The sequence below is a fragment of the Paenibacillus sp. B1-35 genome (assembly GCF_050474385.1).
In the GTDB taxonomy this organism is placed as follows: Bacteria; Bacillota; Bacilli; order Paenibacillales; family Paenibacillaceae; genus Paenibacillus_B; species Paenibacillus_B alvei.
Map to the genome: position 1 here is coordinate 545,786 of NZ_JBCHVJ010000004.1, position 20,532 is coordinate 566,317.

General features: G+C 47.1%; 19 protein-coding genes, 8 tRNA genes and 1 rRNA gene. 1 reads left to right on the forward strand and 27 read right to left on the reverse strand.

Annotated elements, in window-relative coordinates:
- Positions 1 to 386 precede the first annotated feature (386 nt).
- From hisIE to hprK, 15 genes are all read right to left on the reverse strand, one after another.
- Positions 387 to 1,097, reverse strand: coding sequence for a bifunctional phosphoribosyl-AMP cyclohydrolase/phosphoribosyl-ATP diphosphatase HisIE (gene hisIE / locus ACQ5BJ_RS16665; protein WP_430111573.1), 711 nt, complete (start codon positions 1,095 to 1,097; stop codon positions 387 to 389).
- Positions 1,094 to 1,852 (reverse strand): imidazole glycerol phosphate synthase subunit HisF, encoded by a 759-nt coding sequence (gene hisF, locus ACQ5BJ_RS16670; protein WP_005545765.1) that lies wholly within the window; start codon positions 1,850 to 1,852, stop codon positions 1,094 to 1,096. Before hisF ends, hisIE begins: the two co-directional genes overlap by 4 nt.
- Before the next feature lie 20 nt (positions 1,853 to 1,872).
- Positions 1,873 to 2,616 carry a 1-(5-phosphoribosyl)-5-[(5-phosphoribosylamino)methylideneamino]imidazole-4-carboxamide isomerase gene (gene hisA, locus ACQ5BJ_RS16675; RefSeq protein ID WP_005545763.1) on the reverse strand — a complete coding sequence of 248 codons (744 nt, stop codon included), beginning with the start codon at positions 2,614 to 2,616 and terminating at the stop codon, positions 1,873 to 1,875.
- Between the two features lie 46 nt (positions 2,617 to 2,662).
- The gene (hisH, locus tag ACQ5BJ_RS16680; RefSeq protein WP_268599518.1) at positions 2,663 to 3,301 is read right to left on the reverse strand and encodes an imidazole glycerol phosphate synthase subunit HisH; all 639 of its coding nucleotides are present in this window, start codon (positions 3,299 to 3,301) and stop codon (positions 2,663 to 2,665) included.
- Between the two features lie 3 nt (positions 3,302 to 3,304).
- On the reverse strand, positions 3,305 to 3,913 hold the full coding sequence (gene hisB, locus ACQ5BJ_RS16685) for an imidazoleglycerol-phosphate dehydratase HisB (protein ID WP_430111576.1): 609 nt from the start codon (positions 3,911 to 3,913) through the stop codon (positions 3,305 to 3,307).
- A gap of 191 nt (positions 3,914 to 4,104) precedes the next feature.
- Positions 4,105 to 5,418 (reverse strand): histidinol dehydrogenase, encoded by a 1,314-nt coding sequence (hisD, locus tag ACQ5BJ_RS16690; protein ID WP_289356825.1) that lies wholly within the window; start codon positions 5,416 to 5,418, stop codon positions 4,105 to 4,107.
- A gap of 73 nt (positions 5,419 to 5,491) precedes the next feature.
- Positions 5,492 to 6,157: an ATP phosphoribosyltransferase gene (hisG, locus tag ACQ5BJ_RS16695; RefSeq protein ID WP_289356824.1), complete on the reverse strand. Its 666-nt coding sequence runs from the start codon at positions 6,155 to 6,157 to the stop codon at positions 5,492 to 5,494.
- Between the two features lie 20 nt (positions 6,158 to 6,177).
- Positions 6,178 to 7,395 (reverse strand): ATP phosphoribosyltransferase regulatory subunit, encoded by a 1,218-nt coding sequence (locus ACQ5BJ_RS16700; RefSeq protein ID WP_430111579.1) that lies wholly within the window; start codon positions 7,393 to 7,395, stop codon positions 6,178 to 6,180.
- A gap of 375 nt (positions 7,396 to 7,770) precedes the next feature.
- A complete protein-coding gene (locus ACQ5BJ_RS16705) occupies positions 7,771 to 8,169 on the reverse strand; it encodes an acyltransferase family protein (RefSeq protein WP_430111581.1) in 399 nt (132 codons plus the stop codon).
- 83 nt (positions 8,170 to 8,252) lie between these two features.
- Positions 8,253 to 8,771 (reverse strand): acyltransferase family protein, encoded by a 519-nt coding sequence (locus ACQ5BJ_RS16710; RefSeq protein ID WP_430111583.1) that lies wholly within the window; start codon positions 8,769 to 8,771, stop codon positions 8,253 to 8,255.
- Positions 8,772 to 9,542: 771 nt separating this feature from the next.
- Positions 9,543 to 10,772 carry a polysaccharide deacetylase family protein gene (locus tag ACQ5BJ_RS16715; protein ID WP_268599520.1) on the reverse strand — a complete coding sequence of 410 codons (1,230 nt, stop codon included), beginning with the start codon at positions 10,770 to 10,772 and terminating at the stop codon, positions 9,543 to 9,545.
- A gap of 156 nt (positions 10,773 to 10,928) precedes the next feature.
- Complete coding sequence (locus tag ACQ5BJ_RS16720) at positions 10,929 to 11,438, reverse strand: acyltransferase (protein WP_430111585.1); 510 nt, start codon at positions 11,436 to 11,438, stop codon at positions 10,929 to 10,931.
- Positions 11,439 to 11,440: 2 nt separating this feature from the next.
- Complete coding sequence (gene ppaX / locus ACQ5BJ_RS16725) at positions 11,441 to 12,088, reverse strand: pyrophosphatase PpaX (RefSeq protein WP_005545744.1); 648 nt, start codon at positions 12,086 to 12,088, stop codon at positions 11,441 to 11,443.
- Positions 12,089 to 12,093: 5 nt separating this feature from the next.
- On the reverse strand, positions 12,094 to 13,218 hold the full coding sequence (gene lgt / locus ACQ5BJ_RS16730) for a prolipoprotein diacylglyceryl transferase (protein WP_430111587.1): 1,125 nt from the start codon (positions 13,216 to 13,218) through the stop codon (positions 12,094 to 12,096).
- 38 nt (positions 13,219 to 13,256) lie between these two features.
- Positions 13,257 to 14,195, reverse strand: a complete 939-nt coding sequence (hprK, locus tag ACQ5BJ_RS16735) for an HPr(Ser) kinase/phosphatase (RefSeq protein ID WP_005545741.1) — start codon at positions 14,193 to 14,195, stop codon at positions 13,257 to 13,259.
- 383 nt (positions 14,196 to 14,578) lie between these two features.
- On the opposite strand from hprK, the gene ACQ5BJ_RS16740 reads away from it, so the two are divergent.
- The gene (locus ACQ5BJ_RS16740) at positions 14,579 to 16,402 is read left to right on the forward strand and encodes a fibronectin type III domain-containing protein (protein ID WP_268599523.1); all 1,824 of its coding nucleotides are present in this window, start codon (positions 14,579 to 14,581) and stop codon (positions 16,400 to 16,402) included.
- Between the two features lie 282 nt (positions 16,403 to 16,684).
- Here the strand turns inward: ACQ5BJ_RS16740 and ACQ5BJ_RS16745 are convergent, their stop codons facing one another.
- From ACQ5BJ_RS16745 to ACQ5BJ_RS16800, 12 genes are all read right to left on the reverse strand, one after another.
- Positions 16,685 to 17,806, reverse strand: a complete 1,122-nt coding sequence (locus tag ACQ5BJ_RS16745) for an ABC transporter ATP-binding protein (RefSeq protein WP_005545735.1) — start codon at positions 17,804 to 17,806, stop codon at positions 16,685 to 16,687.
- A gap of 112 nt (positions 17,807 to 17,918) precedes the next feature.
- Positions 17,919 to 19,040: a PucR family transcriptional regulator gene (locus ACQ5BJ_RS16750; protein ID WP_268620439.1), complete on the reverse strand. Its 1,122-nt coding sequence runs from the start codon at positions 19,038 to 19,040 to the stop codon at positions 17,919 to 17,921.
- Between the two features lie 117 nt (positions 19,041 to 19,157).
- The gene (locus ACQ5BJ_RS16755) at positions 19,158 to 19,343 is read right to left on the reverse strand and encodes a hypothetical protein (protein WP_157266717.1); all 186 of its coding nucleotides are present in this window, start codon (positions 19,341 to 19,343) and stop codon (positions 19,158 to 19,160) included.
- Positions 19,344 to 19,420: 77 nt separating this feature from the next.
- Positions 19,421 to 19,496 (reverse strand) — tRNA-Lys (locus ACQ5BJ_RS16760).
- Between the two features lie 5 nt (positions 19,497 to 19,501).
- Positions 19,502 to 19,587: transfer RNA gene (locus ACQ5BJ_RS16765), tRNA-Tyr, on the reverse strand.
- A gap of 9 nt (positions 19,588 to 19,596) precedes the next feature.
- Positions 19,597 to 19,672, reverse strand: a tRNA-Phe gene (locus tag ACQ5BJ_RS16770).
- Between the two features lie 53 nt (positions 19,673 to 19,725).
- Positions 19,726 to 19,802 (reverse strand) — tRNA-Asp (locus ACQ5BJ_RS16775).
- A 13-nt stretch (positions 19,803 to 19,815) separates the two neighbouring features.
- Positions 19,816 to 19,891: transfer RNA gene (locus tag ACQ5BJ_RS16780), tRNA-Thr, on the reverse strand.
- A gap of 6 nt (positions 19,892 to 19,897) precedes the next feature.
- Positions 19,898 to 19,973: transfer RNA gene (locus tag ACQ5BJ_RS16785), tRNA-Val, on the reverse strand.
- Positions 19,974 to 19,996: 23 nt separating this feature from the next.
- Positions 19,997 to 20,073, reverse strand: a tRNA-Met gene (locus ACQ5BJ_RS16790).
- A gap of 33 nt (positions 20,074 to 20,106) precedes the next feature.
- Positions 20,107 to 20,195 (reverse strand) — tRNA-Ser (locus ACQ5BJ_RS16795).
- A gap of 112 nt (positions 20,196 to 20,307) precedes the next feature.
- A 23S ribosomal RNA gene (locus ACQ5BJ_RS16800) occupies positions 20,308 to 20,532 on the reverse strand; the annotation flags it as partial.

A 20,532-nucleotide genomic window follows, 5' to 3' on the forward strand; every position in this document is an offset into this window, starting at 1 on the left:
ACTATATACTGTACACATACCCATCAGTATACCATAATGAAGCTCATTTCCCGCATCCCTTTCGCGAAGACTTTAAAAGGAGTCGTTTTGATCCCTTCATTCCTTCGCAATAGCAGGTCTAAGCCGCCATATGCCCCACAACCTCGCAAAGGCTGAAGGGACAAGAAGGAGCACATCTGAATGACATCAGCAATCAGATGTTTATTTTTATTTAATAATTATTCTTATCTTATTATAACTCAAATCTTTGTTTCCGGCAATCAATAAACCCTTATAATGGATAGTAACCGAATTGATTCGATCACAAACAAAAAGCAGACACTGCACTGCGCGCTCTTCACAGAACACACATCACAACGCCCGCCATTCCAAATCCAGCCTGTTATTCACGATTTTACTTTCCCCTGCTCATTATACGTATCTCGTCTTGGCCCACTGTGCCGTATTTCTAATTCGGATAATACATCTGCTAGCGCGATATCGCGCTCCCGGAGCAGCACAAGCACATGGAACAGCAGGTCACCAATTTCACCGACCATTTCCGTCTTGTCCCCACTCTTCGCTGCGATGACAACCTCCGTTGCTTCCTCGCCAATCTTCTTCAATATTTTATCGAGGCCTTTCTCGAATAAATAAGTGGTGTATGATCCTTCTGGCCGTTCAAGCTGCCTTTGTGCGAGAAGGTTCTCCAGTGCTGATAATACTGAAACGCCTGCAGGCGCTATTTTATCTGCTTCTGGTACCGCAGTTATCTTCTGAGCATTATCGAAGCAAGTTCGGCTTCCGGTATGGCAAGCCGGCCCTTTGGATCTCACCTGAACAAGAAGCGTGTCCTGATCGCAATCCACAGACATGGATACAATTTGCTGCGTATTGCCTGATGTTGCTCCCTTATGCCACAGTTCCTGACGGGAACGACTCCAAAATATGGTTTCCCCCGTCTTGCACGACAAAAGCAAGGATTCCCGATTCATATACGCTACCATTAGAACATCCTTCGTTTCTGAGTCCTGCACGACAGTCGGAACAAGTCCACAATCATTCCAACGAATCAGATTTGCCAAGCGTTCACCAGCTGCCATTACCTGTTGAGTCATCGTACATGTACCCCCTCTGCCTGAAGCGATGCCTTCACCCCCGAAATCGACACCTCTTTATAGTGGAAAATTGACGCCGCAAGCGCTGCATCTGCATGCCCTTCAGTAAATGCCTCTACAAAATCACCCGCGCTGCCTGCACCGCCTGAAGCGATAACGGGAATGCCGACCGCATCAGATACCGCACGCGTCAAGGCAATATCGAAGCCATCCTTCGTTCCATCCGCGTCCATACTCGTTAACAGCAGCTCTCCTGCTCCTAGCCGCTCTACCTCTTGAGCCCAAGCGACTGTACGCAAGCCAGTCGGTGTACGGCCACCATCGATATACACTTCCCACTCGCCCCAAGCTCTATTGTACTTAGCATCAATGGCAACAACGATACATTGCGATCCGAATCGCCGAGCTCCATCTGCTATCAAACTCGGCTTTTTGACTGCCGCTGTATTTATGCCAATCTTATCCGCACCTGCACGAAGCATGCGCATCATATCCTCGACAGAGGAAATGCCGCCACCTACTGTGAAGGGGATGGAGATCTCTCCTGCGGTCTGACGTACTACCTCCACCATCGTCGCCCTGCCCTCGACAGTTGCGGAAATGTCCAAGAACACCAGCTCATCCGCACCTTCCCGATCATACAGAGCAGCCAGTTCTACCGGATCTCCAGCATCACGCAATTGAACAAAATTTACTCCTTTTACAACACGGCCATCCTTTACATCCAGACAAGGAATTACACGCTTCGCCAACATCGCAGTCGCCCCCGTCCGTATTAGCTTCGCTCGGCTGCTCCCAGCCGTACCGCCTCAGTTAAATCAATACCGCCTGTATAAAGTGCCTTGCCAATAATCGCCCCTGCTACACCATCTGCCGCATACGCTGATAGTGCACGGATATCATCCATGCCGCTCACACCGCCTGAAGCAATTACCTGCTGTCCTGATGCCTTCGCCAGCTGTACAATTGCCTCGACATTCGGGCCCTTCATCATGCCGTCTCGTGAGATGTCCGTAAAAATGAACGTCTTCGCTCCTACCGCAGCCAATTCAGCAGCCAGTATATCCGCTTTCACTTCCGACGTCTCCAACCACCCGCGTGTGGCAACAAATCCATTGCGAGCATCAATACCGATCGCTATGCGTTCTCCATACTTTCCAAGTGCCGCTTCGACGAAATCGCGATCCTCTATCGCCGCTGTACCCAGTATGACCCTCGGTACACCCGTATCAAGCAACAGTTCAATATCCTCAAGCGTACGCAAGCCGCCTCCAACCTGAATCGGAACCGATACTGTCCGTGCAATTTCGCCAACCAACTGTGCATTCATCGGCCGTCCTTCCTTCGCTCCGTCCAAATCCACCACATGAATCCAAGATGCTCCATTCGCTTCCCAACGCTTTGCTACCTCTACTGGCTGCTCATCATAGACTGTTTCCTGTCCATAGTCCCCTTGTACAAGTCGGACACACTTTCCCCCGCGAATATCAATTGCTGGATATATCGTGAACGCCGCCATCTGTCTCGCCTTCCTTTCCCATCGTTCTTCATTGCTGCCTTGTCACTTATGTTGCAGATTTCCTGTCCACTCCAGTCAGTGCTAAAAATCTCCCCAATAGACACTGTCCTAACGCACCGCTTTTTTCCGGATGAAACTGCATACCATACAAGGAGCCTCGACCTACAATAGCCGTTACCTCTACGCCCCCATAACTGCACGTAGCAAGCACATCTGTACGCTCCTCCGCAACGACGCGATAAGAGTGCACGAAATATACGTGACCTTCTTCTATCCCCTCAGCAAATGGATGCAAATATGCTGCCTGCTTCCAGCGCAGCTCATTCCAGCCCATATGCGGAACCTTATAGGAGCCGCCCTCGAAGCGTACTGCACGGCCCGGCAGCATGCCCAATCCCTCATGATAGCCATGTTCATCGCTTCCTTCGAACAGCAGCTGCATCCCTAGGCAGATACCGAGCATCGGCTTGCCACTCTCCACGATCTCGTGCAGAGTGGGGATTAATCCACTAGCCCGCAGCGCCAGCATGGCGTCTCCGTATGCGCCTACACCCGGCAAAATGACACCCGCTGCTGTAAGCAAATCTTCACGGGAATTTGTCAGGATGAACTCATATCCCAATCGCTCTACAGCCTTGCTGACACTATGCAAATTCCCCATCCCATAATCGACTATGGCGATCATGAGCTACAGCACTCCTTTTGTAGAAGGGATGCCTTGTACACGTGGATCAATCGACGTTGCTTCATCGAGCGCCCGTCCAAGTGCCTTGAATACCGCCTCGATCATGTGATGCGTATTCTGACCATAATGAACGATGACATGGAGGGTGATTCTTGCCTCCAGCGCTAGCTTCCACAAAAACTCTTGTACTAGTTCTGTAGAGAATGTGCCCACTTGTACGGAAGGATAAGAGGCTCTATATTCAAAATGCGGACGGTTGCTCACATCTATCACCACTTGAGCCAATGCTTCATCCATCGGGATAAACACAGAGGCATAACGCCGAATTCCGGACTTATCACCCAACGCCTCTCTCAAGGCATGGCCAAGACAAATGCCAATATCCTCTACCGTGTGATGATCATCGATTTCAATATCGCCCTTGGCATTAACCTTCAAGTCGAAATGACCGTGCTTTGCAAACAAATCGAGCATATGAGTTAGGAAAGGAACGCCAGTATCCAGCTCGCTTTTTCCGGTTCCATCAATAGAAAATAACAATTGAATGTTAGTCTCGTTCGTCTTGCGGTCAATATCTGCTTGACGTGCACAATTGATCGCTTCCTGTACCATCAGAATTTCCACCCTTCTACTGAGGATTCTCGCTCCATTTTTATATCGAGGAATATTTCCGTTCAATGTGAGATTGCTGATTTACAGCATCATTTCACACCGCCAAAGATGTCTTCTCTCCACTTCCCCACTATCTCTAAACCGTACTTTATATCTCTTTATATCTCTATATCTCCATAAATACTATTACTCTATGATTCGTTGTGTAACTCTTTCTTGTCATAAGATTGTTCACGCAATCGAACCTCAATTGCACGAGCATGCCCTTCTAGTCCTTCATGACGGGCCAGCTCTATAATGGCCGCCCCGTTGGTCAACAGCGCTTCCTTGCTGTAGCGAATTAAGCTTGATTTCTTCATAAACATATCTACATCGACCGGTGAAGAGAAACGTGCTGTTCCATTAGTCGGAATAATATGGTTCGGCCCTGCAAAGTAGTCCCCAACAGGCTCGGAGCTGTATGCGCCAAGGAAGATCGCTCCTGCATTTTCAATGAGACCGAGCCACTCCATCGGCTCCTCTGTCATAATCTCCACATGCTCAGGAGCCATCCGATTTACGAGCTTGACACCCTCTTGCAAATCCTGTACCACCAGAATTGCCCCATACTGTTCAATGGAAGCTCGGGCAATTGGATATCGCGGGAGCTCCTGCAATTGGCGATCTACTTCAAAGGACACAGCTTGGGCCAACTCCATAGAATCTGTCACGAGCACTGCCGATGCCATCTCATCATGCTCGGCTTGGGATAATAAATCAGCTGCCACATAGACGGGATTGGCCCACTTATCCGCTAACACGACAATCTCAGATGGGCCAGCAATACTATCGATATCAACAGTTCCATAAACTTCCCGCTTCGCGAGAGCCACATAGATATTCCCAGGACCGCATATTTTATCGACCGGAGCAATTGTCTCCGTCCCGTACGCCAATGCAGCTATCGCCTGTGCACCGCCCACGCGGTAAATTTCCTTCACTCCAGCTTCAGCTGCGGCTACGAGAATATAAGGGTTAATCCCTTCCACTCCACCTGTAGCTGGGGGGGTAACCATCACAATCTCCTCTACACCCGCAACTTGGGCAGGAATAACGTTCATGAGAACAGAGGAGGGATAGGCTGCCTTACCGCCTGGCACATAGACGCCCACACGTTTCAGTGGACGCATAATCTGGCCTAACAGCGTTCCATCTGGTTCACACTCCATCCAAGATGTTCGCTTCTGTCTCTTATGGAATCGTCTGATATTGCTTGCAGCTTGACGAATTGCTGCTAAGAATGCTTGCTCCACTTGCTCGTACGCCTGTGAAATATCTGCCTCGGTTACACGAAGCTGCTCTTGGATCAGCTCTACCTTGTCATGCTCGCTTGTATATTTGAGAAGTCCGGTATCCCCTTCATATCGCACATCGCTTACAATACGCTTCACGCTGTTCAATTGATCCGGAGTTCCATAATCGACCTTCCGAGCCAGATTCCAATCTGCTGCCTGAATGATCCGCATCTCGTTCTCCCCCTCCTAAATCCCGCGCTGCTATAAGCATCATTCGACTTTCGCTTTCATATTGTGTGCTTGTTTATCCTAACGAAAATGCTGCTGACGCTGGCGTCTCCAATGACTGGGGCACAATACCCTGTAACCGGTCGCACAGCCCTTGAATTGCCTCGCTCTTCATTCGGTAGCTAACTCGATTGGCTATCAATCGGCTAGTAATGCCGAACATCTCTTCCAGCTCAATCAGACCATTCTCTTTCAGTGTCTTACCCGTTTCCACCATATCTACAATTCGATCCGCCAGGCCGATTAAGGGAGCCAATTCGATTGAGCCATTGAGCTTAATCACTTCCACCTGCTGGCCTTGCTCTCGAAAATATTGAGAAGCTACATTTGGATACTTCGTTGCTACCCGCAAATGGCTGACCGGCTTCCATGAAGGCAATCCGATAACCGACATCCGGCAGCGCGCAATTCCGAGATCCAGAAGCTCATATACATCCTTGTTCTCTTCCATCAATACATCTTTACCGACAATGCCGATATCAGCAGTGCCATACTCCACATAGGTCGGCACATCAACAGGCTTCGCCATGATGAACTGCATCCCCGCTTCCAGTACATCAATAATCAGCTTGCGCGAGTCATCTTCATCTTCTGGCACATAGAGTCCGGCTTGCCGAAACAGGGCGGATGCCTGCTTATAAATACGTCCTTTCGGCATTGCAACCTTTAGCCACTCCTGCATAAGTCGTTCCTCCTTCGTCATCAAGCCCGATTCGTAAAGGCAAGCATCTCGATTCCGCGATTGCCGCAAGCATTGGAATGAACTTCTGCCTTACCAACTCCATCACGTTGATCCTCACATACAGTGCCAATAAGTTGTGTCACTATGTTTTTGCCTTCCTTTCGCAAACGCGCAGCTTCTTGAAATGCTTCTTGACGGTGAAGCTCATCATAGCGAATGGTCATTACCTGCTCCCCTTCATCAGCTGCACCACAACTGCCAGAAAGTGCATCTACGATACGCGTCGTCTGCAGTGCGAACCCCGTCGCAGGAGCAGGTCGACCGAACTGCTGCAACAAATTGTCATAACGGCCCCCGCTCATGACAGGAAAACCCGTATCTGCCGCATAACCCTCAAATATCGTACCCGTGTAATAAGAGAAATCACCCAGCATCGTTAAATCCAATACGATATGCTCTTCCACGCCGTACGCCATCAGCACATTCCATACCTGCTCCAAATGCCGGATCGACTGCTGTATAGCTGACACATCAGCTATACCTCGAGCTGTCTCCAGCACCTCACGCCCCCCACGCAAATGCAATACTTTCTCCAGGTAATTTCTGTACTCCTGTTCAATAGATAAGCTATTCACAAGCTCTCGATAACCAACTACATCACGCTGCACCAGGCGAAGCTTCAACTGTGTCTGCACCACTTCCTGATTGGGAAGTGCGCATTCAAGCAGCCCTTGCAAAAAGCCATGATGCCCAAGCGCAACCTTAAAACGTTCAATACCCGCCGCCTCCAGACAAGCAATTGACAGTGCAATCACCTCAGCATCGGCATCGGGTGAGCCGTCTCCTATCATCTCCGCTCCTGTCTGATAGAACTCCGCTTCGCGTCCAGCCTCCTCCTCCATAGAGCGAAAAACGTTGGCATGATAAGACAAACGGATTGGGAACGGTTCCTTGCCCAGCAAGGAACCAACCACTCTCGCAATGGGCGCTGTCATATCAGAACGCAGCACCATCGTTGTACCGCGCTGATTTAACAGCTTGAACAGCTTGTGGTCAGAGGTAGAGCTCGCTGCACCTACCGTATCGTAATACTCCATGGTCGGCGTTATGATTTGCGCATATCCCCAACTATCCATCGTGCGGAGTGCCTTGCCTTCCACTACACGCAGCCGTCGCACGGCTTCCGGTAAATAATCACGCATACCCGATGGCTTTTCAAACATTCTCGGCTTTGTCATTGGATCACCTCGGAAAAAGACTTTAGTGAGTTAATATATTAACAAGTTACCTTATTAGCAAGTTGAAGAAATTTAATGGTAATATTATCACGTATTGTTTGCTCCGTCAATCCATTTTCAACCTCTCCTTAATCTACTTTGTTTGACTTGTTGACCCCTTCATTGTCAGCTTTTGCATAAGCAGAGAAGGACGCCCGTTCCTTGCATACTGCAAGAATACAGGGCGTCCTCCGTCTGATGACAATGTATGAATTTTTACCTTATACTATTGTTAAGATGCATTGCTGTGTCTAGCCACATCAATTGTTGCGACTGGCTTTTTGCGGTTCATCAAATAGCGCGGCGAAGCACCTAGTCCAAATGAAGCGCCAGGTATTATCGGATTGCCCCATATACGAATATCCACGACATCCCGAGCGCGAACAGATATCCGCCTCCAATGAATAAAGGATACAGCAGCGGACTCCCCTTATACCAAGGGAACTTCCGATATACGGCGAGAAATACAGGATGAATCAAATACATGCCGAATGACAAATCACCTAACTGAGACAAAAGCTTCCGCCCCAGATTCGGAAGAAGCCGCTCCAAATAGAACGCAAGCTGCATAAGTACAATCGCTGAAAGCATCGTGTGTCCATTCCAAAGCAGTTCGTAGATCAGAGAATGCATCTCTTTGCCTGTTGAACGCGTCCAATACCAGATCTGCACATGCAGCAGTGCAAATGCGAGCCATGACAACCAGATAGCAGCCGTCATCAGCTTATAACGCACCGAGCAAGCTCGTCCAATAGAATCAAGCTACGGACGTATATTGTGAAAATGTATCCCTAAGTAAGCACCTAAAAAATAAAAGCTTATGTATGACAGCGAAATACTCCCTTTCGCTGGAATTTGCACACCGTATTTGTTCCATACGACAAACCCCCATTGCAAGCAAGTCCAAGCGGAATAGCCCAAGCCACGATTCGCCGTGAACGGAACAGCAAGAGCAGCAATGGAAACAACAAATAAAATTGAATGCTGATGTACATGAAATATAGATGCGTATAAGTTGTCCCTGTTAACAGCTTGTTTACGAATAAAGGAGCCGCTTCGCTCCACGATTGATCCGAGTACAGTGTTACCTGTACAAAAGCAAAATAAAAAAGAGAACAAATTACATACGGAATACATACATAGAAAAATCGATTTTTATAAAACTTTCCCAACACACTGACCTGCAGCTTATCGCCTCCGTAGTTATAAAAAAGAACAAAGCTGCTTAACAAAATAAACGTAGGCGTTCCATACTTAAAGAAAATGTTAAAGAAGGTATATCCGTAAAATACGCTCGATTTCTTCATAATTGCTGCGGTTTCTGATGTAGCGTGCACACTAATGACACCAAGCATGGCAAGTGCCCGCACGATAGAAAGAGTAGAAATACGATCTTTTCGTGGCTCTATTGCATCCCTCCCCGCTACGTCAGGTCTTTGCCGATGCATTCATTTAACAAAGATAGACCCACGTACGTATTGTTTTCTAACTTGGAGGCTGTAAAGTTATCTGCTTTTGTTGGCTTTGTTTCGTTGTGCCTCCACCTTTTTTCGGCAGTGCCCCGATGAACATCCAACTATCTTGAAATATAGCGATGGGTGAAATTCTAAGAGTAGGTTTGTCTCCTTATTAAGTTAAGTCCATATACCATGACAAGTCTATTAGGCTTCAACTTTGACGGGCAGTCTAAAAACTCCAGAATAAAATAACAAGTGGTAAAGGGAAAAAGGGGAGAAGAATGAGCTGTAATCGTTTGGGGTAGAACTCCTTTAAGGAATATTCAATGAGGATAACCCTTGTCATCATAAGTATAGAACATGTCGAAGCCTTTCAGGCAGCAAGAAGGCCTACAGCAAAATTTGCTGAACATATAGAAAAAAGTTATAGACGAAAATAGGTCATTCGTATACTCTGCCTTAATCGTCTATGATGTTGCATGAATGCACACTATGTCCAACATCGCAATAGCTCTATAAGATAGATTAGGGTGAAGAATTCTTTACTTATTGCTCATATTATTTTATCTCCCCCATTACCGAGAGCCTAATGATGTCGAATTATAGAGGCAACTCGGCAATACAAATTATTAATTCCGACAACTTGTGAGGTTATTTCCCGGGAAACAACCTCACAACCTGTTGAACATCGTCAATCTTATATTTAATACCGAACACCTGATGAAGCTGAGCGAGCTGAAGATACCAAATGTCCTTTTTTTTCACCGGCCTCAGCTCAGAGTATACCGGCTCCTGATTCCATCGTACCGTATAAGAAGTCTTGGCACGCCCAAGCTGAGCATCCTTGCCCTTATTCCCCATTCGCTCTAACAGATCAGATGTTCTAATCTTCTGATTGCCTGCATTAATACGGAATCCATTCGTAGTCGTGCGTTGATTGATGCCCGGCTTCACAGTGAAAGTAACATAGATGCCCAACTGCTTGCATACATCAAGAACATCCTTGTTAAAAGCTCCATACGGGAAAGCAACCACACTGTACGTGTTGCCAAGCATTTGCTTCAATCGCATTTCTGCCCGCTGAAGATCCTGTTTGGCCCGAGCTGTAAATTCCTCACGCGTCTCCTTGCGATGGAGCTTTTTCAAATACTGAGGCTTGGACAACATCGGCCTCAAAGTGCCCTTCTCGTTAACCACCGTGTATGCATGGGAATTGTAGGTATGGCTGTAAAAGCTCATACCATTACGCTTCATCTCGCGCATTTGTTCCCAAGTCAGCTTTGGTCTTCCTACACTTTTTCGATTATCAATCGTTGACACAATTACAAAATTTGTCGCTGGAATATGATACTTCTGCATAATCGGGTACACTTCCGTATAGAACGATTCATAGCCGTCATCGAATGTCATCAAGACAGCATTCGGCGGAATCTGCGCCCCATAAAGCATAAAGTTTATATACTGATCCATGGATATAAAATTGTAATTGTTATGAAGCAGAGCCTGAATCTGCTCCTCTAATTGATTCGGTGAAATGAAGGTGACATGATCTGGATTCTTCTGAATATTGTGATACATTAGTGTTATCACTTCATCACGATAATGGAGCGGTCTGTATTCCCAATGTGATTTCAGATTATCCGTTGAAGACATCTCCAATTGTTTGTCTGTCGTACGCACTTGAATGCCAAAGGCTTTCTCTAGGGCGTCGGCTGGGACATACCACTCATTCCCCATCAACAATGCTTGCTCTTCAAAGCCATTATACCCATCCCATACAATACGGTGTGATTGCGCCTGTACTCCATCCGTATTCAAGAACAGCGTGCAGCATAGAAGAGCTATGAGCAATATGACACCTACAGTGCGTTTCTTTCGCATGTTGTACTTCCCTCTTCTTCCAGTAACATTACACCTATTTTAAACTAACCTACTTCTCAATTGTTGACATTATTGTTTCCATGTACAAATTGTTTGTAAATACCAAAAAAGTGGCAGGTGGGGAGCCCCTTTCCTACCACTTCTCGGCTGATTCTTCTATTGTGTGGATGGTTCTGTCAGGAGAGCTGCATCCCGAATGACCCGCATAGGATTGCCGCCTACCATTTGACCAGGCAATACGTCTTTGTACACGACCGTTCCCGCAGCGACAACCGCGTGATCCCCAATTGTGACACCAGGTAAGATCGTACTATTGGCCCCGATCATGACATGGCTGCCGATACGCACAGTTCCGAGTCGATATTCATGTGTCAAATATTCATGCGCCAAGATCGTGGAATTATAGCCGATTATCGTATTATCCCCGATCTCAATTCGTTCAGGGAAGAAGACATCCACCATCGCCATCAGACCGAAGGCTGTGCACTCTCCAACCTTCATACGCAGAAGCCTGCGATAGATCCACAGCTTCAGTCGCAGGGATGGGCTATACCGTGCAATTTGAATGCAGATGAAGTTCCACATTCCTTTCCAAGGACTGACCGTACGGTAGATTTGCCACAGACTATTCGGTCCTTCGACAGGATGCCGCTCCACATCTCTCACTTTTATTTCCGCTCCAATCCGACCAATGCGTACAAATCACGCATGTCATGAATAATATGGCGTGGCTCATATTGACGAAGTACAGCTTCTCCTTTCAGTGACCAAGCTACGCCGCATGATACAACACCAGCAGCATTCGCAGCTTGTATATCTGCAGGACTATCGCCGACCATAATCGTCTGTACTGGATCTGCCTTCAGTGCTTCAACAGCACGAAGCACAGGTTCAGGGTGCGGCTTCGGATGAGTCACATCCTGAACGGTAACAATCGTGCTCAAATAGTCGATTAGACCGAACATGCGCAGGGCCCGCTCTGTTGTAGCCCGCATTTTCGTCGTCACGACACCGAGCTGAATCCCTGATGCATGCAGCTCAGCCATCACTTCCTTCACATAAGGAAATTCACGTACAAGCTCGTCATGACGCGTAACGTTGTATTCTCGGTAAGCTGCCACCAGCTCATCAACCTGATCCTGTCCTGTAAAAATTCGAATTTGCTCTTCTAGCGTAAGCCCCATACTTGGGATAATATGTTCACGTGTGAACGGTGACGGCGTCTTATCTCGCAGTACGTGGAGAAAGGTCTCGATGATAAGCTCATTCGTATCGATAATTGTGCCATCCAAATCAAATAGTACCGTTCGTATCATTTATACTACTCCTTCTTGCTATCATGATCTAGTTGTTGGTTATCTGTCCCTTTATCCGCTACTTCCAATTCAGAAGAGTCCGGTGAGCCCTGCATGCTCTCCGCTGCTTCTTCCACAGATACTTCTTCGTTCTTTGCATTCTCGACTGCCATGGTCTTCTGAACAGGTGCCTCTACTTGGGGCAAACTCCCGGCAGCTCCTGTACCTGCCTCTACACGAATCGCGGAAGTCATCGGCGAATTATAAGGAACTCGCGCAGCTCCTGTCATACGACGAGCGATAATAAGAATAACGCCCGCTACAATTAAGAAGATGGCGAGCAACTGCGAGATGCGTACATTGCCATATGCAGGATCTAAATAGCCTGGCTCGAATACGACTGTCATTGGAGACCACAGTCCATCAATCAATGATACTACCCAGTCTGATCCTTGATACGCCAAGCTATCCGTACGCAGTCCCTCAATAAAGAACCGCCCAATCGAATACCAGATTAGATAACTGATGAATACTTCACCGCTGCGCACATTGCGTAGACGGCGGAAGCCGAATAGCAGCAGCACCCCTGTGAAGCTCCACAGCGATTCATATAAGAAGGTTGGGTGGTGGAATATACCTTGAACGTTCATTTGATTCACAATGAAATCAGGAAGATGCAAGGTGTTGCGCAAAAACGATTCCTCAATCGGCCCGCCATATGCTTCTTGGTTCACATAGTTGCCCCAGCGTCCGATAGCCTGTCCAATTAGAAGCCCAGGTGCACAGATATCCGCAATCCGCCAAAACGAATAGCCCTTCTTGCGGACATAAATCATCGCACAGATAACTGCACCAATTAGGGCACCATAGATGGCAATGCCCCCATTCCATATTTTAAAGACATCTACCCAATTGTCTTTATATTCATCCCACTTAAACGCCACATAATATGCACGCGCCCCTATCAAAGCGGAAGGCACACCGAACAATAGCAAATCCATAAAGAAGTCCTGGGATATGCCGAATCTCTTTCCTTCCCGCATTGCGAGCAGCAGACCAACCAATGCAGCGGTACCTAATATAATCCCGTACCAATGCACCTTCAGCGGCCCTAGCTGAATCGCTATCGGATCTAGCAGCATTGTTGCCATGCTTTACACTCCTTCATGTATATAGGTTACGCTTATGATCAATCAAAATCATCCATATCCTCGGCAATCGTTTCTGTCAGCTTGTTCGTAAACTGCAATGCCGCATTGTAACCCATACGCTTGAGACGATAGTTCATGGCTGCCACTTCAATAATAACGGCCAAGTTCCGTCCTGGACGAACCGGTACCGTAACGAGTGGAACATCCGTGTCAATAATTCTGGTTGTCTCCTCATCAATGCCTAAACGATCATATTGCTTATCTTGTTGCCAATTCTCCAAAGAAATGACCACGCTGATTCGCTTATTGTTACGAATGGCGCCTGCCCCGAACAATGTCATAACGTTAATGATGCCGATGCCGCGAATTTCAAGCAGATGGCGAATAAGCTCTGGTGCCGAACCGTGCAGTACATTGTCAGAAGTTTGACGGATTTCTACTGCGTCATCCGCTACTAGACGATGTCCGCGCTTAACCAGTTCTAATGCAGTCTCACTCTTACCAATCCCGCTGCCGCCAGTAATAAGCATTCCGACACCATATACATCGACCAATACGCCATGAATGGTGGCCGTTGGTGCCAGCTTCTTCTCCAGGAAGCTCGTAATGCGGCTAGACAGAATCGTTGTTGCGATGCGTGAGCGCAGCAAGGGTACTCCCTGCTCTTGGCATACGTCGATAATCTCCTGCGGAACATCGAGTCCTCTTGTTACGATAATGCAGGGCATCTCTTCCGAACAGAACAATTGCATCCGTTCACGCTTCGTTTCTGGGGAGAGCATCTCGAAGAAAGCAAGCTCCGTCTTGCCGAGCAGCTGTACACGTTCCTTCGGGTGATATTCAAAATATCCGGCCATCTCAAGCCCCGGTCGATGCAAATCATCAACAGTAATTGTCCGCTTCAAGCCTGTATCGCCAGCCAAAACCTCCAGATGGAACTGCTCCACCATTTCGGAGACCTTTACCTTTTTGGCCATCGTCGTTCACTCCTTCGTCTCCGGCATTGCTCACAATCGCTTACGTCCTGTTATGATGCTAATAATGCCGTATCTCTTTGTATTCATCGTATAGGAAAAGCTCGCTTTTTTCAACGTACCTCACTTCGCAAACACAACAACGGAATAATCAAAGAGAATATTTCTATATTTAGTTGAGGGGAAGCAGGAAAATCCCCTAATTTTCACGAATATTTCAAATTACTTACGGAAAAGGAGGTGGATGATATTTATCCGGATTCCTCACCCTTCGTTACTGCGAATCATAAAACCCGTTAAAAGTAGGAATCCGATCCTCACCTATAATGACTTCCCTGTCAGACCCATCCGTCCATCCCTTATCTTTGAACGAAGGAGGCATTCTCATGAATCGAAGTCCGTTACGATTGGTAATGAATCCGCTTCCAAGGTCGTTTACAGCCCTTGCTCTTGTATTCGTCCTCTTGCTGTCGATCTTTCCTTCCACAGTACTCGGAGCAGCTGCTCCATGGTCGCCGAGCACCGCATACAAGTCCGGAGATCTCGTCTCCTACAGTGGGAAGACATATGCTTGCCTCCAAGCTCACACCTCTCTTACTGGTTGGGAGCCGCCAAATGTACCTGCGTTATGGAAGCTGTCAGCTGATGATCCCGGCGACACCACACCTCCTACAGCTCCAACTAACCTGCGCGCAGCTTCGATTGGTACTGCCGAGATCGCATTAATATGGAATGCAGCTACGGATAACATCGGCGTTGTATCCTATGAAGTATACAATGGTTCACAGCTTGCAGGATCAACGAATTCCACTTCATACACTGTCAAAGCTCTAACACCTAACACTTCTTATTCATTCACCGTCACCGCTCTGGATGCAGCAGGCAACCGATCCACACCAAGCAGCAGCCTTGTCGTTCGTACGAACGCCGCGCCTGTCGATACTGATCCGCCTACAGCTCCTACCGGATTGCAACTGCTGTCAGCTACCCCAACCAGCTTAACGATAGCGTGGAATTCATCCACAGACAATATCGGCGTTACGGGATACGATATCCTGCTTAATGGTTCTGACGCTGCTTCCACAGCCAACACCACTTACACCTTGACAGGACTGAATGCCGCAACTTCCTATACCATTCTCGTTCGTGCATTCGACACTGCTGGCAATCGCTCTGCGGATAGCAATGTCCTTACGGCCGACACACCTCAAGTTCCGATTGGCTCCAGTTCGAAGCAATTAATCGGATACTGGCACAACTTCGACAACGGATCATCCAATATTCGATTAAAGGATATATCCTCACGCTACGATATTATTCAAGTGGCATTCGCTGAGCCTATCAGCGATAGAGCAACAATGGCCTTCACGCCATACAACGCAACGAAAGAACAATTCAAGGCTGATATCGCCCTGCTCCAATCGCAAGGGAAGAAGGTACTCATCTCCATCGGCGGAGCAAACGGCACCGTCGAGCTTACCTCTGTAACAGCGAGAGATAATTTCGTCCGCTCCATGAACGATCTTATTCAGGAATACGGCTTCAACGGGATGGATATCGATCTGGAAGGAAGCTCATTGGCCTTAACCGGTGCCGACACTGATTTTAAAAACCCAACAACACCGAAAATCGTCAATCTGATTAGCGCAATTCATTCCATCCTGTCAAACAAACCTACAGACTTCATGCTGACAATGGCACCAGAAACCGCGTATGTACAAGGAGGCATGGTCGCATATGGCGGGCCATGGGGAGCCTATCTGCCAGTAATTTATGCGTTCAAGGATCGCTTGAATATTCTGCATGTTCAACATTACAATACGGGCTCTATCACCGCATTAGATGGACGATCCTATAGTCAAGGCACGGCCGACTTCCAAGTTGCCATGGCTGAAATGCTGCTGCAGGGCTTCCCGGTCAATGGCAACGCTGCAAACCGCTTCCCTGCACTGCGCGAAGATCAAGTCGCGATTGGCTTGCCGGCTGCTCCAGCTGCAGCAAGCGGAGGCTATACCTCTCCAGCAAATATTGATAAGGCATTACAATATCTCGTTAAAGGCACTTCTTATGGAGGATCCTATCAGCTAATCAAGTCATCCGGTTACCGCGGCTTCCGTGGAGTCATGACATGGTCTATCAACTGGGATCAAGCAAGTGGCAACAGCTTCTCGCAACCTGTCCGTACCTCACTGAATGGATTGCAGCAATAAGGGAAATTCCGAATCTGTATCAGTAAAATAGATTTCACTCAACTGTCCAAAAGTATAACCGATTGAACTTAGAAAAGTTCGATGCGGCCATTTTCTCTCTTATAACATTCTTGTTAAGGCTACACATCTATCAAATTAAAACTGTATCGGGATATATATGGTATATGAAGTTCATAACTGCCTTTCAAAAAGTCATTAAAAGGTTGAAATAAAGACTCCGTGGGAAATGGAAGAGATAAAAAGGCTGGCCCCAAGGGACCAGCCTTTTTATTTTATATTGAATTAGTTCTCGAACAAGTTCAACTCGGAATCTTTGTCGAAAATATGGATTTTGTTCATGTCGATAGCAAGCTTCACGTTTTGGCCTTCTTTCGCGTTAGAACGTCCGTCTACGCGAGCGATAACCGTTTCCTTGCCTACACCTGTCAAGTACAAGAACATTTCATGACCCATGTTCTCTGTAACTTCGATAGCCGCAGTGAAGATGCTGTTAGGGGAAGCTTCCAAGAATACAGGCTCTTCATGGATATCTTCGGAACGCACGCCGAGAATAACCTCTTTGCCCACATATCCTTTTTCTTTCAAGATTTGTGCACGACCTGCAGGAACTGCTACATCCAAGCCAGTTGCCTTGAAGCGGAAGTTGCCGCCTTCTTCGGACAATAAACCTGTAATGAAGTTCATTGTAGGGGAACCGATGAAACCTGCAACGAACATATTAACCGGATGATTGTACAATACGTCTGGGGAAGCTGCTTGTTGAATGATACCATCTTTCATAACAACGATACGGTCACCCATTGTCATTGCTTCGATTTGGTCATGCGTTACGTAAATAACAGTGGTTTGCAAACGCTTAGCAAGCTTGGAAATTTCCGCGCGCATTTGACCACGCAATTTTGCATCCAAGTTAGAAAGTGGTTCGTCCATCAAGAATACTTGTGGTTCACGAACGATCGCACGACCCAAGGCAACACGTTGACGCTGACCACCGGACAAAGCCTTAGGCTTGCGGTCAAGCAAATGCTCGATGTCCAAGATGCGAGCTGCTTCACGAACACGCTTGTCGATATCTTCTTTTTTGAACTTACGTAATTTCAAACCGAACGCCATATTTTGATACACGTTCATGTGTGGATACAAAGCGTAAGATTGGAAAACCATCGCGATATCGCGATCTTTAGGAGCAACGTCATTCACAAGGCGATCGCCAATGAACAATTTACCTTCAGAGATTTCTTCAAGACCTGCGATCATACGCAGTGTTGTCGACTTACCGCAACCAGATGGGCCTACCAATACGAGGAACTCTTTGTCTTGAATGTCCAGGTTAACATCCTTAACTGTTGGATTTTCTGCACCCGGATACTTCTTGAAAATATGTTCTAAACGTACGCCTGCCATGTGCGTTTCCCCCTTATAGTTAGATAAAATGTAATCGGTTACTTTCGATACATTTATCTTACCGGAACCCTGTACAAATAACTATACACAATCTGCACAAAAAATGAATGTCCTATTTTGTTACTTTGTACAATAGCAATATGAGTTTTACCAACACAGCATCCGTAAACTGACGAACATCCAACCCCGTCTCATGCTTAATTTTATCTAATCGGTATAATAGCGTATTGCGATGAATATAGAGACGTTTTGCCGTTTCGCTAACACTACAATCATGCTGAAAGAACGTATCTAAAGTTGACAAAGTCTCCGGATCATTAAAGCTGTCGGCCTTTGTTACGACCCGCTGAAGGAACTGCTTGCGCACCCCATCCGGTATACTGTTAACAAGCCGTTCTAAATGCAGCTCCCAAGGAAGATGGATGTTGTCAGTGACATGAAAGGTACGTCCCAAATACATCGTCTCTCTGAGCTGGCTTACAACCGATGGCATTCCCTTCACTGGAGCAAATGGATAACCAATTGATAACTGACTATCCCCTACCCATTCACTCGCTAGTAGCTCATACAGCCCTAGACAGAATGAAGTTAGCTGTTCCTCCATCGTTTCCTTGGATTCCACATCTTCGTCTGCTTCACTGACTTGAATCAGCTGCTCTGGGCATAAAATAAGCCATTCCTTGTCCGATAAAGGTAGCAAAATTAAGTCCCCACCAAAGTAGGATTTAAGCAGCTTATATAAATGCTTGTATCCCGGATTCTCCCGATGAGCATGCTCTGCCACCAACAGAAAGGGTACACTCTGCGTAAACATTTTTGTTTTCCATGAGAAGGAATCCGGAATTTCCGCGGTCGTATCGCCATCCTTCATATGCTCAATAATCCATTGACTTATAAGATAGGCCTGCTGCTCATCCGTTACATGTGCACTATTCATTGCAGGTTTCGACTGATGCTGCATCCATAGAACAAGCCCAAGCCATTGGAGATCTTGCGCTGATAATGTGCTGCCATCCAGCTTCATAACCTCTGTTGTCGTTTTGCCAGGCTTCCATAATAGAAACCATTGACCATCTCGCTTTACCGTCGCAAGGGGGGATGACGGTAAATTATCCTTCTCTTCCACCGCTGTTGATACCCACTCTTCCCACTGTGCCGTTGGAATGTGTAACGACTCTAAGCGCATACCCGTTAGTCGCTCGATCTGCAGTTGCAATGCTTGCTTATCCATCATCGCTCTCAACCCATTTCGTCCAGCATAAATTACTTCCATTGTACCATATCAAGATGCAAAAAAACCGATTAGGCTGCCCCAACCGGTATCTATGTAGCGACTATGCTTTATGTGCTATTAGGCAGACTGTTTCTCTTGCCTTATGCGAATCAAATGATCTGCGATTGAAACGGTAACTATGCTACAACCATAAATAATACCAGCCGTCCATGGCTTACCGATTGCGTCAAACCATTTAGCAATACCAAACCCGATAAAAACTGTCGCTACAAACACGACCGCTCGTATTAACCATTTCATCATGCTATATTCACCTTCATGTAAAATATACGTGAACATACAAAAAAACCTCAGCTTTCGCTGAGATCGATTGAAAAAACTGGTGAGCCATGAAGGACTCGAACCTTCGACACCCTGATTAAAAGTCAGGTGCTCTACCAACTGAGCTAATGGCTCGCAAATGGTGGAGGATGATGGATTCGAACCACCGAACCCGGACGGGAACAGATTTACAGTCTGCTGCGTTTGGCCACTTCGCTAATCCTCCATTTTGCAATGGTGGCTCGGGACGGAATCGAACCGCCGACACAAGGATTTTCAGTCCTTTGCTCTACCAACTGAGCTACCGAGCCATATTCAATTAAAAAAAGTGGGGGTTGACCTCCACTTTTACTTGAGATAAAAATGGCGGAGCTGACGGGATTCGAACCCGCGGTCTCCTGCGTGACAGGCAGGCATGTTAGGCCTCTACACCACAGCTCCAGGATGGTTAAAATGGTGCCGGCGAAAGGAGTCGAACCCTCGACCTACTGATTACAAGTCAGCCGCTCTACCAACTGAGCTACACCGGCATATTATGGTGGACGCTGACGGGATCGAACCGCCGACCCTCTGCTTGTAAGGCAGATGCTCTCCCAGCTGAGCTAAGCGTCCATGTTTTTGTAAGAAAGGTAATATGGTAGCGGCGGAGGGAGTCGAACCCACGACCTCACGGGTATGAACCGTACGCTCTAGCCAGCTGAGCTACACCGCCATATTATTAATTATTGTATCACCAGAGTATAACTGGCGGAGAGAGAGGGATTCGAACCCTCGCGGCTGTTACACCCTAACGCTTTAGCAAAGCGTCCCCTTCGGCCTCTTGGGTATCTCTCCAATTCGTTAAGGTGCGTAATACGCTTGTCCACCGTATTATACGCGATTCATGATACAATTACAAGGCTTGAACCTTGAAAACTGAATGCGAAAGTTCGTGTTTTGAATCAAATAGGATAAGCCCTCGACCGATTAGTATTGGTCAGCTCCACACATTGCTGTGCTTCCACCTCCAACCTATCTACCTCGTCGTCTTCAAGGGGTCTTACTAATTGGGAAATCTCATCTTGAGGGGGGCTTCACGCTTAGATGCTTTCAGCGCTTATCCCTTCCGCACATAGCTACCCAGCTATGCTCCTGGCGGAACAACTGGTACACCAGCGGTGCGTCCATCCCG

What these genes read in the sequence shown, in the direction of transcription:
- hisIE (WP_430111573.1), bottom strand. Translation starts at nt 1,097, where the DNA reads ATGACTCAACAGGTAATGGCAGCTGGTGAACGCTTGGCAAATCTGATT.
- hisF (WP_005545765.1), bottom strand. Translation starts at nt 1,852, where the DNA reads ATGTTGGCGAAGCGTGTAATTCCTTGTCTGGATGTAAAGGATGGCCGT.
- hisA (WP_005545763.1), bottom strand. Translation starts at nt 2,616, where the DNA reads ATGGCGGCGTTCACGATATATCCAGCAATTGATATTCGCGGGGGAAAG.
- hisH (WP_268599518.1), bottom strand. Translation starts at nt 3,301, where the DNA reads ATGATCGCCATAGTCGATTATGGGATGGGGAATTTGCATAGTGTCAGC.
- hisB (WP_430111576.1), bottom strand. Translation starts at nt 3,913, where the DNA reads ATGGTACAGGAAGCGATCAATTGTGCACGTCAAGCAGATATTGACCGC.
- hisD (WP_289356825.1), bottom strand. Translation starts at nt 5,418, where the DNA reads ATGCGGATCATTCAGGCAGCAGATTGGAATCTGGCTCGGAAGGTCGAT.
- hisG (WP_289356824.1), bottom strand. Translation starts at nt 6,157, where the DNA reads ATGCAGGAGTGGCTAAAGGTTGCAATGCCGAAAGGACGTATTTATAAG.
- ACQ5BJ_RS16700 (WP_430111579.1), bottom strand. Translation starts at nt 7,395, where the DNA reads ATGACAAAGCCGAGAATGTTTGAAAAGCCATCGGGTATGCGTGATTAT.
- ACQ5BJ_RS16715 (WP_268599520.1), bottom strand. Translation starts at nt 10,772, where the DNA reads ATGCGAAAGAAACGCACTGTAGGTGTCATATTGCTCATAGCTCTTCTA.
- ppaX (WP_005545744.1), bottom strand. Translation starts at nt 12,088, where the DNA reads ATGATACGAACGGTACTATTTGATTTGGATGGCACAATTATCGATACG.
- lgt (WP_430111587.1), bottom strand. Translation starts at nt 13,218, where the DNA reads ATGGCAACAATGCTGCTAGATCCGATAGCGATTCAGCTAGGGCCGCTG.
- hprK (WP_005545741.1), bottom strand. Translation starts at nt 14,195, where the DNA reads ATGGCCAAAAAGGTAAAGGTCTCCGAAATGGTGGAGCAGTTCCATCTG.
- ACQ5BJ_RS16740 (WP_268599523.1), top strand. Translation starts at nt 14,579, where the DNA reads ATGAATCGAAGTCCGTTACGATTGGTAATGAATCCGCTTCCAAGGTCG.
- ACQ5BJ_RS16745 (WP_005545735.1), bottom strand. Translation starts at nt 17,806, where the DNA reads ATGGCAGGCGTACGTTTAGAACATATTTTCAAGAAGTATCCGGGTGCA.
- ACQ5BJ_RS16750 (WP_268620439.1), bottom strand. Translation starts at nt 19,040, where the DNA reads ATGATGGATAAGCAAGCATTGCAACTGCAGATCGAGCGACTAACGGGT.
- ACQ5BJ_RS16755 (WP_157266717.1), bottom strand. Translation starts at nt 19,343, where the DNA reads ATGATGAAATGGTTAATACGAGCGGTCGTGTTTGTAGCGACAGTTTTT.